This window comes from Streptomyces colwelliae (genome assembly GCF_048158785.1).
In the GTDB taxonomy this organism is placed as follows: Bacteria; Actinomycetota; Actinomycetes; order Streptomycetales; family Streptomycetaceae; genus Streptomyces.
Genome location: NZ_JBLTJC010000087.1, coordinates 23,257 through 33,484 on the forward strand (window position 1 = coordinate 23,257; position 10,228 = coordinate 33,484).

The 10,228-nt window shown below is 71.7% G+C and carries 10 protein-coding genes; 4 read left to right on the top strand and 6 right to left on the bottom strand.

Going from position 1 to position 10,228, the window contains the following annotated elements:
• Positions 1-6: 6 nt before the first annotated feature.
• The 3 genes from ACNFOC_RS19900 to ACNFOC_RS19910 are packed head-to-tail and all read right to left on the bottom strand — an operon-like array spanning position 7 to position 2,127.
• Positions 7-1,020, bottom strand: coding sequence for an ABC-2 membrane transporter-related protein (locus ACNFOC_RS19900; RefSeq protein ID WP_416960429.1), 1,014 nt, complete (start codon positions 1,018-1,020; stop codon positions 7-9).
• Positions 1,017-1,931: an ABC transporter ATP-binding protein gene (locus ACNFOC_RS19905; protein ID WP_416960430.1), complete on the bottom strand. Its 915-nt coding sequence runs from the start codon at positions 1,929-1,931 to the stop codon at positions 1,017-1,019. Before ACNFOC_RS19905 ends, ACNFOC_RS19900 begins: the two co-directional genes overlap by 4 nt.
• On the bottom strand, positions 1,924-2,127 hold the full coding sequence (locus ACNFOC_RS19910) for a hypothetical protein (protein WP_416960431.1): 204 nt from the start codon (positions 2,125-2,127) through the stop codon (positions 1,924-1,926). The genes ACNFOC_RS19905 and ACNFOC_RS19910 overlap by 8 nt, the downstream gene beginning before the upstream one ends.
• A gap of 179 nt (positions 2,128-2,306) precedes the next feature.
• Here ACNFOC_RS19910 and ACNFOC_RS19915 point away from each other — a divergent pair, with 179 nt between their 5' ends.
• The 4 genes from ACNFOC_RS19915 (at position 2,307) to ACNFOC_RS19930 (ending at position 6,456) form a co-directional block, all read left to right on the top strand.
• The gene (locus tag ACNFOC_RS19915) at positions 2,307-3,542 is read left to right on the top strand and encodes a sensor histidine kinase (protein WP_416960432.1); all 1,236 of its coding nucleotides are present in this window, start codon (positions 2,307-2,309) and stop codon (positions 3,540-3,542) included.
• On the top strand, positions 3,539-4,258 hold the full coding sequence (locus ACNFOC_RS19920) for a response regulator (protein ID WP_416960433.1): 720 nt from the start codon (positions 3,539-3,541) through the stop codon (positions 4,256-4,258). Before ACNFOC_RS19915 ends, ACNFOC_RS19920 begins: the two co-directional genes overlap by 4 nt.
• 583 nt (positions 4,259-4,841) lie before the next feature.
• A complete protein-coding gene (locus ACNFOC_RS19925) occupies positions 4,842-5,624 on the top strand; it encodes an ANTAR domain-containing protein (protein WP_416960434.1) in 783 nt (260 codons plus the stop codon).
• A 115-nt stretch (positions 5,625-5,739) separates the two neighbouring features.
• On the top strand, positions 5,740-6,456 hold the full coding sequence (locus ACNFOC_RS19930; RefSeq protein WP_416960435.1) for a GAF and ANTAR domain-containing protein: 717 nt from the start codon (positions 5,740-5,742) through the stop codon (positions 6,454-6,456).
• A 358-nt stretch (positions 6,457-6,814) separates the two neighbouring features.
• On the opposite strand, the gene ACNFOC_RS19935 is transcribed toward ACNFOC_RS19930, so the two are convergent.
• The 3 genes from ACNFOC_RS19935 to ACNFOC_RS19945 are packed head-to-tail and all read right to left on the bottom strand — an operon-like array spanning position 6,815 to position 10,144.
• Positions 6,815-7,900, bottom strand: a complete 1,086-nt coding sequence (locus ACNFOC_RS19935; protein WP_416960436.1) for a bifunctional class I SAM-dependent methyltransferase/NUDIX hydrolase — start codon at positions 7,898-7,900, stop codon at positions 6,815-6,817.
• A 49-nt stretch (positions 7,901-7,949) separates the two neighbouring features.
• Complete coding sequence (locus ACNFOC_RS19940) at positions 7,950-9,884, bottom strand: ATP-binding cassette domain-containing protein (protein WP_416960437.1); 1,935 nt, start codon at positions 9,882-9,884, stop codon at positions 7,950-7,952.
• Entirely contained in the window at positions 9,881-10,144 is a 264-nt protein-coding gene (locus tag ACNFOC_RS19945; protein WP_416960438.1) for a hypothetical protein, read from the bottom strand. The genes ACNFOC_RS19940 and ACNFOC_RS19945 overlap by 4 nt, the downstream gene beginning before the upstream one ends.
• Positions 10,145-10,228: the final 84 nt, after the last annotated feature.

The following is a 10,228-nucleotide window of genomic DNA, read 5'->3' on the forward strand; positions in this document are numbered from 1 at the left end:
CACGGTTCAGGACGGCCTGTGGCGGATCCACCACACGCACAGCCCCGCAAGCCCCGCCGCCAGCAGCAGGCACAGGCCCGTCTCCGCCCACTGCAACGGCCACAGCTGGGACGACGGATGGAACTCCGCCCAGCGCCCCGTTCTGCCGTGCTGGGCAAGGCAGTTGGCGTAGTCGTCGGTCGCGTAGCAGCTCGGCAGGTCGGGCACGTGGCGTCCGGTCGCGTCGAGCGCGCCCTCGGAGAGGACCCACGCGTTCGTCGGGGCCGCCGCGCCGGTCGTGTGCTGGACCGTGGCCAGGGTGGTGGGCAGGAGATACCCGCGGACCGACTCGAGTACGTACATCGTCGCCGCGCTCAGGACCACCGTCGCACCCATCGCCAGGACCGTGCGGCGCAGGATCAGGCCCGCGGTCACGCCGATGAGCAGGGACAGGACGGACAGCCCGACCACGACCGGGCCGATGCCGTCGTACGGATACCACTGCCACCAGGGGAACCAGGCGCCCAGCAGAGAACCCGCCGGGCGCCACCACCAGGTCATCGCGGCGGCGATCGTGCCGCTGATCAGAATCGTGAGGACGACGGGGACGAGCAGTTTGGCCGCGAACCAGCGGAGCGGGGTGACGGACTGCGTGCACACGGTGCGGTACGTGCCGGACTCCAACTCCTGGGCCAGTTGCGGACCACCGAGGAAGATGCCGAAGACCAACGGCAGCGCGAGCATGGCCTGGAGGGGCCTGCGCATCGGGAACTGGTACGTCCGCGTGAAGGAGTTGAGCTTGTGGGAGCAGTCTCCGGCCGGGACGGTGGTGCCCCGGCAGGCGTCGAGGTGGCCCTCGGCGATGGCCGTCGTCATCTCCTGGTGACGCACGATCGCGTACACCGCCACGGCGGTCGCGGCGCCGATGCCGATCCAGAACGCCAGCCGGTTCTGCCGCCAGACCAGCCAGGTCAGGCCCCGTAGCCGAAGTCTCGAACTGCGCGGCGCCGAGGGGCGGTTGACGGTCAGGACCCCGCTCATACGGTCACCTCGCGCCGCGCGCCGGCCCGTGCCGTGGGCATGATCAGCGGTGGTGCGTCGCCCGTCCGCAGGTGGGCCAGCAGCAGGTCCTCCAAGGTCGGGAGGGCCGGGTCGTTGTCCGCCGGGAGTGGTCCCCTCGGGCGGATCAGCGCCGTCGTACGACCACCCGTGCTGCGGGTCTCCACGGTCACCTGGCCGGGGAGTCCCGCCAGCCGGGCCGCGTGTGCGTCGGGCGCGGAGACGGTGCGATGGGCGGCGATGAGTTCGGCCACGTCGCCGGCGAGTCTGACCGTGCCGTTGTCGATCAGGACCAAGAAGTCGCAGGCGCCCTCCAGTTCGGAGACCAGGTGGGAGGACATCACGACGGTCGAACCGTGCTGGGCGGCCTCGGACATGAGCATGTCCATCATCTGTCGCCGGACCAGGGGGTCCAGGTCGGCCATCGGTTCGTCGAGCAGGAGCAGCCGGGGCCGCTTGCCCAGGGCCAGCGCGAAGGCCACGCGGGTGCGCTGGCCGCCGGACAGGGTGCCGACCCTGGCGTCCATCGGGATGTCGCCGGCGGCGATGATCCGTTCGGCGGTCTCCTGGTGCCAGGTCGGGTTCAGCTCGCGGCCGATCCGCAGCGTGTCGGAGACCCGGAAGCGTGGATAGAGCGCCTTCTCCTGGCTGAGGAACGCGGTGTGCCGCCGGGCCTCGGCGGACCGGGCCGTGTGTCCGCCCAGCCGGATGGTGCCGGTGCTCGGTTCCAGCAGACCGGCGGCCAGCGAGAGCAGGGTCGTCTTGCCGGCGCCGTTCGGGCCGACCAGCGCGCAGATACGGCCGGCCGGCAGCCGGAACGAGCAGTCCCGCAGCGCCCAGCCGCGCCGGTAGCGCCTGCCGAGGCCTACCGCTTCCAGCGCCGGATCAGTCATTGTGCTGCCGCGCGCGTGCGGCGAGGACCAGTATCGCGACCCCGGCGAGCACCAGGGCCAGCTTGATCAGCGATGAGCCGTAGCCGGGTACGCCGAATCCCCAGAACGTGAGGCGGTCGTAGAGCCGCTGGGCGAGTGGCACCCCGCCGGAGAGCGCGAGCAGCGCTCCGGACAGCAGGAGGAGGTTCTTCTTCAAGGCCGGGCCTTCCATCGATGCGATGCGTGACTCCCGGAACGCTAGAAGCGCCGCTCCATGCCTGGCTTCGGCTCAAAGTCGGTGCTCCGACCTCGCCGTACGACCAAAGTCTCGAGACCGAAGTCTGTAGACCAAAGTCTGTACGGCGTCCGGCGACGGCCGATCTACATTGGTCGCTTGTGAGCGGTTGCCGGCGTGAGAAGACCATCGACCTGGGCCTTGTGGTGCTGGCCCTGGTGCTGTCGGCCGCCCTCTCCCTCGTCCAGGTCAGGGGGGATCTGGCGCTGAGCCCTGGACTGGGTTCCGGCACCTGGCCGTTCGACCGGCTGGTCTTCTCGTCGCCGCCGCTGCTCGGGTTCACCTGGGCGGTGAACCCGGTCTCCCTGGTCGCCGTGGGGACGCTGTGGTGGCGCAGGCGGTGGCCGACCGCCGTCGCCGTCGTGGCGATCGTCGCCGCGACCCTCACCCCGGCCGTGGTGCCCCTGATCGTGGCGCTGTTCACCGTCGCCGTCCTCAGGCCACCGCGCACGATCCTGACCGTCGCCCTGCTGGCACTGCTGCCGATCCCCGCCCACTTCCTGAGCAGTCCCTACGTCTCCGGGGTGCCGATCGCCAACGCGGTGATCCTGGGAGTCCTGATCGCCGCCGCGGTCGGCTGGGGTCTGTTCGTCCGTTCCCTGAGCGAACGCACCGAACGGGCCGAGGCGGAGGCGGTGTTGCGTGCCCAGCGCGCTCAGCGGGAGGCGCGGGAGGACATCGCGCGGGAGATGCACGATGTGCTGGCCCACCGGCTGTCGCTGCTGAGCGTGCACGCGGGGGCGCTGGAGTTCAACGCCGGGGCGTCCGCGCAGGAGACCACGCGGGCCGCCGCCGTGATCCGGGAGAACTCTCATCAGGCGCTGGAGGATCTACAGGTGGTGCTGGAGGTCCTGCGATCACCGGCCGGGGGTCCCGTCGTGGACGGCCTCGCCGCGACCCGGCCCGCGCGGACCGGTCTCGCCGACCTTCCCGGCCTGGTCAGGGAGTCGCGGGAGGCCGGGATGGAGGTCGACCTCGACATGGGCGGTGTCGGACCGAGCAGCGGGAGCGACAGCAGCAGCGGTAGCGGTCCTACGGGGATCGCCGGGCTCGCCGCCTACCGGTTCGTGCAGGAAGGGCTGACGAACGCCAGGAAGCACGCCCCCGGTACGCCGGTCAGGATCACGGTGGCGGGCGGCCCCGGCGAGGGGCTCACCCTGGAGCTGACCAATCCGGCCACTCCGGCCGGACCGGGTGGCCCGCGCGACGGCGTCCCGGGCGCCGGGCAGGGTCTGATCGGCCTCGCGGAGCGCGTCGCGCTGGCGGGCGGCCGGTTCCGTCACGGCGAGGACGGAGCGGAATACGCGCTTCGGGCCTGGCTACCCTGGCCCGCATGATCCGTGTGCTGCTCGTCGACGACGACCCGTTGGTCCGCTCGGGACTCCGGCTGATGCTCAGCGGCGCCGACGACATCGAGGTCGTGGCCGAGGCGGCGGACGGCGGCGAGGTGCTCGCCCTGGTCGACGAACACGCCCCCGACCTGGTGCTGATGGACATCCGGATGCCCGGGGTGGACGGCCTGGAGGCGACCAGACTGCTCAGCGCCCGCGCCCGCGCACGTGACCGCGCCGGTGAGCGGGCCGGCGGCCGGGCCGTCGCACCGGCCGTCGTCATGCTGACGACCTTCAAGGACGACGAGCAGGTTCTCGGCGCGCTGCGCGCCGGCGCGGCCGGTTTCCTGCTCAAGCACACCCCGCCCGCCGAGATCGTCGCGGCGGTGCGCCGGGTGAAGGCGGGCGAACCGGTGCTCTCCCCCGCGGTGACCGAGCAGCTCATCGCCCGGGTCACCCAGGGCGGCGACGGGGACGGGAACGGGACGGGCCCGCGCAGGCTGGAGACCGCCGAGGCCCGCATGCGCCTGGACCGGCTGGGCGAGCGGGAACGCGAAGTCGCCGTAGCCGTCGGCCAGGGCAGGACCAACGCGGAGATCGCGGCCGAGCTGTACATGAGCGTGGCCACCGTCAAGGCCCACGTCTCCCACATCCTCACCAAGCTGGAACACACCAACCGGGTCCAGATCGCCCTGACCGTGCACTACGCCGGGCTGGTCTGACCTCCGCCCCGGAGCCGGTGACCGCGCGTCAACTGCCCCTGGTTGCCGTGCCCTTGTGGCCGGGCACGGCAGCCCGCTCGTCACACTTCCCGGTGCGGACCGCCCGCGCACCGGCACGAGGACTATGCTGCGGTACGGACGTCCCAGACCCCGGCGGCTCGTCGTAGCTCGACACAGATCGTTGCGGGGAGCGGATTCTTCGTCCGTCGCCCGGCGCGTCCCCGGAGGGATCCGGGTGGGTCCGCCGTCCTGGAGAGCAGGCCCTCGGATCATCTCCCGTTCCCTCTCCGCCGACCGTACGCCCCTGCCGGCAGCGCGCCCCGGACGCCTGAACTCCCGTCGTCACCAGGCCCGTTGCCGGATGGTCCCCCGAACCGAGGCGTCATGCACCGCACGCAGCTCACCGTCCACCGCCATGACCGAAGGAAACGGGCACTGATCACCCTGGTCGGCGAGATCGACCTGGACTCGGGAGACGTACGGTGACGGCCCCGGCGGGGCAGGTCCGGACAGCTCCCGCGAGCGGCCCAACGGCCGTACGCCCGGCGGTACTTGGGTACAACCCCCGGACGCGGTGGCTCGAATGAGGGCCGGCAGCCGGTCGGCCCGTATCCAGGTGCTGGTCGCCGAGCAGGCGGCACGGCGCGGTGGGCGGGCCGGTGTGGTGGACGTGTGCACCGCGGCCGTCGCCGCGCTCCCGGTCGGCGGGGCGGGGCTGTCCGCGATGTCCCGCACCGCGGCGAGCCATCCGCTGTGCAGCACCGACGACATCAGCGAGCAACTGGAGGAACTGCAACTGACGTTGGGCGAGGGCCCGTGCGTGGACGCGTTCCTTGAGGGTTCGGCCGTCCTGACGCCGGACCTCCTCACCGGTCGGCTCCAGGACCGCTGGGCCGTGTTCGCGGACGCGGCCCTGGAGGTCGGGGCACGCGCGGTGTTCGCCCTTCCCCTCCAGGTCGGGGCGATCAGCCCGGGTGTCCTGGACCTGTACGCCGACGTGCCGACCGTACTGGACGCCGAACAACTGGCCGACGCCCTCGCGTTCGCCGATCTCGCGACGCTGCTCCTGCTCGACGCCCGGATCGGCGAGACAGGCGTGCCGTCGGGCCAACAGGCCCCGGCTGAGCGGGACTTCGAGGACCTGGACGGATACCGCGCGGAGATCGACCAGGCCACAGGCATCCTCACCGTCCAGCTCGGCATCGGCATCGACGAGGCCTTCGTACGGCTGCGCGCGCACGCCTACATGCGGGGGCGCCGGCTCGCCGACGTGGCCGCCGACGTCGTGGCCCACCGGCTCCGCTTCTCCCCGCACGCGGAGCCGGACCAGGACGACGAGGAGCACGGGGACCACGAGGACACCTGACGCATCGACTGATGCATCGACCGACGTGTCGACCGACGCATCGACGGCGGCCGGCGGACGTGCCGCACTTCCCGCCCCCTCCCGGCGGGACCCAGTCCCCAACGAAGGTGACACGATGAATCAGCAGCTCCTGGCCAAGACCTTCGTCGAACTGGCGGACAACCTGGTCGCCGACTTCGATCTGATCGACTTCCTGCGCCTGCTCACCGACCGCTGTGTGGGCATGCTCGGAGCCGACGCGGCGGGCGTGCTGCTCGCGGACCGCGACGGTGAACTGCGGGTGATGGCGGCCTCCGACGAACAGGTACGGCTCCTGGAACTGTTCCAGCTCCAGAACGACGAGGGCCCTTGCCTGGAGTGCTTCCGCTCCGGCGCACCCGTGATCGTCGCCGATCTGACCCGGGAGGCCGAGCGCTGGCCGCGCTTCGTCACGACGGCCCACCGCAGCGGTTTCACCGCCGTCCAGGCGTTGCCGATGCGGCTGCGGGACGAGGTCGTCGGCGCCCTCAACCTCTTCCGGGCCGCCCCCGGTCCGTTCGATCCGGCGGGCACACTGATCGCCCAGGCCCTGGCCGACGTAGCCACCATCAGCCTGCTCCAGCAACGCTCCAGTCACCGCAGCACGATCCTCAACGAGCAATTGCAGACCGCGCTGAACAGCCGCGTCCTGATCGAACAGGCCAAGGGCAAGCTCGCCGAACGCCTCGGCATCGACATGGAGCGCGCCTTCACCACCCTGCGCGGCTACGCCCGAGCGCACAACCGGCGCCTGTCGGATGTGGCCCGCGCCTTCGTGGACGACTCCGAGCCCCTGCCCGGCCTGGGGTCGTGAGGCGGCTGCGGCTGGGGTCCTGACCTGCTGTCCTGACCTGCTGTTCTACGATCCGGACGGCCGCCGCCACTGTGCGGCGACGGCGGCCGTGGCCACGAGGATGAGAGGCCCCCCTCCACCGTTTCCTCGCGCGTGTCCTCCACGGCGGCGGGTCTGATGGGAGCACCCCGTCAGAAACTGCCGGGAGAACGGAGCTGGAGCCGCGCACTCCGGCGATGCGGCTCCGGCCGGTCTCGATTCCGACTCGGGGGCTGGGAGCCTGGACGGGGAGATTCGCCGGTACCGGACAGTCATGGTCGCGGTCCCGTTCTTCCCTCCACGGAGCCTAGAGCAGACAGGGGCAAAACGGAACAGTGTCTTACGCGGGAGCCGCAGTCGCAGTCGCGGGCGTAGTCGCAGCCGGGGCGATCGGATAGCGGTGGACAGGTGGCAGGTCGGGCAGCAGTCCCGGCCAGACCGTGTCGATGACATGCGCGCTCGGCGTGAACAGCGGCTGGGGCAGGGTGGGCAGGTCGGCGACCTCGTGCCACTCCCAGCGGTGGATCAACTGCGGTTCGGTGACGGTCGGTTGGCCACTCCAGGCGGTAACGCGGACGGCGCCCGTCAGCCGGGGCATGCCGTGCGTGGAGTCCATCAGGAGGGCCAACAGCCGCGCACCGCCCGGGAGCGAGTCCGCCTTCAGACCGGTCTCCTCCTCCAACTCCCTTACGCCCGCCTCCAGAAACCCCTCGCCGGCGTCGTTCTTGCCACCCGGCAACTCCCAGACTCCGCGCACCGACCAGCCCAGCAGGATCCGCCCGGCCGGGTCGGTGACGACGACACCGGCACCGGTGAGGGCGTGCGGCGAGGGCCGCTTCTTGCCCGCGCAGGTGACGGCCGCGGGGGCGGGTCCACGCAGGACGACGAACGCGAGCCCGTCGGCGTCGTACCGCTCGGCCAGCGCCCAACTCCCGTACAGCGCACGGATCTCCTCGTCGTCGAGGGCGATGGAGCGCCTGCCGTCCGCCGCCCCCTCCGCGACGGGCGTGATGACGCAGACGACGCCTCCCGGTCGCAGCCGCTCCCGCAGCCGGTTCATCACCCGGGTGCGGTCGTGCACGAAGGCCCAGCTGAGGCGGAAGGTGATCAGGTCGTAGGCGGGATGGGGCAGGGCGTCGAGGCTGTCGTGCTCGATGTCCAACAGGTGGTAGTTCACCGCCGAGTCGGCGGCGAAGCGCTGGGCCTCGGCGCGGGCGAGGGCGGCGGGCGTGAAATCGACGGCGTCGACCTCGTACCCCGACTCGGCCAGATGGCGGGCGAGTTCACCCAGCCCGCAGCCGATGTCCAGGGCGTGTCCGCCGCCCTCGGGGGCCGGTGTGTGCTCGGCGAGGAGCGCGCGCTCGGAGTCACGGAGCGGGCTGAAGGTCTTGCCGTCGGCGTAGTGCGCGTCCCATGCGTCGGTCACGGGGTTCTCCTTTCAAGGCGGCGGACAGAGGCAAGAGAGGCAACTGTGGTCACCGGTCGTTGGACAGGGCCAGGAGTTCCGCGAACAGGCCGCCACCGTGGGCGAGTTCGTCGTACGTGCCCTGTTCGGCGATGCGGCCGTGCCGCATGACCACAACCCGGTCGGCGATCTTCGTGTTGACCAGTTGATGGGTGACCACGATCGTCATGCGGTGGGCGGCGATCGCCTTGATCTGTTCGAGGATGGCGTGTTCTCCGCGCGCGTCCATCTGACTGGTCGGCTCGTCGAGGATCAGCAGATCAGGCCGCCGGTACAGGGCCCGCGCACACGCCAGCCGCTGCCACTGCCCACCGGACAGTTCGGTACCGCCCCACAGCTCGCGGGCCAGCAACGTGTCGAGCCCACAAGGGAGTTCCTCCACCGCCTCCCGCAGTCCTACGGCGTCCAGCGCCTCCCACACCAACAGGTCGTCCCCCGTGCGGGGCTGGCCGAGGGTGACGTTGTCGCGGACGTTGAGGGGCCACTGGGCGAAATTCTGAGGCACCAGTCCCGACAACTCCCACAGCTCGTCCGGGGCGAGACCGGCGAGGTCGCGACCGTTCCAGCTGACCGTGCCCTTGTCGGCGAGGAAGATGCCCGCGAGGAGCCGGGTCAGCGTGGACTTTCCAGAACCGTTCTCGCCGACCACGGCGAGGATCTCCCCGCGCCGCACGGTCAGGGAGACCCCGGCCACCGCCGGGGTCTCCTTGCCGGGGTAGCGGTAGACGGCCTCGTCGAGCCGGATCTCCTCCACCGGCTTGCCCGGTCCCGACTCCCCTCGTTTGGGGGCGCGTTCGGCGGCGAAGGCGAGGAAGCCCTCCAGGTCGGCGAGGTAGAGGGCGGTGTGGAACATCGCGGCGCCGTAGATGACGAGCTGGCCGAGCGCGGCGAGGGTGGTCTGGACGGCGACGACCGCCGTGGCGGCGATGGCGGGTTCGACGCGTCCGGTGGCGGCCAGCCAGGCGAGCGCGGCCCAGGTCGCGATGAGGAAGACACCGCCGATCGCCGAACTGGCCAGCACGATCCGCAGCATGCGCGGCGCCACGTCCAGGATCCGCAGGTCGATGCGTTCGGAGATCGTACGGTGCCAGAACCCGAGGTAGGGGACCATGCCGTTGGCGCGGATCTCGTCGGAGAACTTCGGGCTGGTCACCCAACCCCGCATGTTCTGGCGGACGTTGCGGTCGCCGATGTTGGCGTAGTGCGTCTGGTACTGGACCTTCGCGTGCAGGATCGCGCCCACGCCGGCGGGCACGACCGCGAGCAGCAGCAGGGGCAGCATCAGCGGGTGCAGCACGGACAGCACCCCGCTCGCGCTGACCATCCGGACCACGGCGGCGGTGAAACGCGTGGCGTCCTGCACCATCACATGGCCCCGGATCACCCCCATCTCCGCGGCCTCCTGCCGGTCCGCGAACCCGTCCTCGGCGCGCGCGGCGGCCTCCACCCGGCACACCGCCTCGACGAGGGCGCTGTCCGCCGCCGTGGTCAGCCGCGGGGTGATCCGCCCGTCCGCGTACGAGGACAACGCGCTCGCGACCCAGCCGACCGCCGCCGCGACGGCGATGACCAGCAGCGCGGGCAGCGCCTGATGCAGTCGCTCGGCCACGGGCCCGGCGGCCAGCACGGAGCGCATCGCCCGCGCGGTGGACAGCAGCAGCACCACGGCGCTCGCGCCGACGGCCAGTTGGCAGCCGGCCAGCAGCAGCACGGCGGCCCGGTCGATGGCCCACGCCATCCGCGCGGTCTGCGCGAGCACGGAGGGCAGCCGCGCGCAGAGCTTCCCGAACTCGGCCTCGGCCAGGGGGTTCTGGGCGTGCCGGCCCTCGTAGCGGATCTCGGCGGGTTGGGGTGGCGGCACGCGCGAGGCGGTTCCGGGCGGGGGCAGCGGCGTCGGGCCGGTCGTCGCGGGCGCCGGTGTCCGGCCTGTCGCCCCGGCGCTCATCGGGCCGTGCTCTCAGCGCGGCGGAACGTCAACTGCCGTTCGGACAGGCGGTGTTCGAGGTGAGTCATACGGCAGCCTCCCCCAACGGCTCCTGTTCCAGCCGCACGAACACCGACCGCGTGCAGGGCGGTCAGGCAGAACAGGGCGCGTTTCTCCTCCGGGATGAGGCGGCGGCCGTAGCCGGTGAAGAACGCGGTCCTCAGGCGGGGTTGTCCGGCCCAGGCCCGGACGGGGTCCGGCAGTGTGGTCGCTCCGGTCATGCCCCCCACCTCGGCGCGCGTCGTGACGTATCCGCGTCGGCGGTGGCCGTGGCGTCAACCTCGTGCGTCGCGGGCGGGAACGGG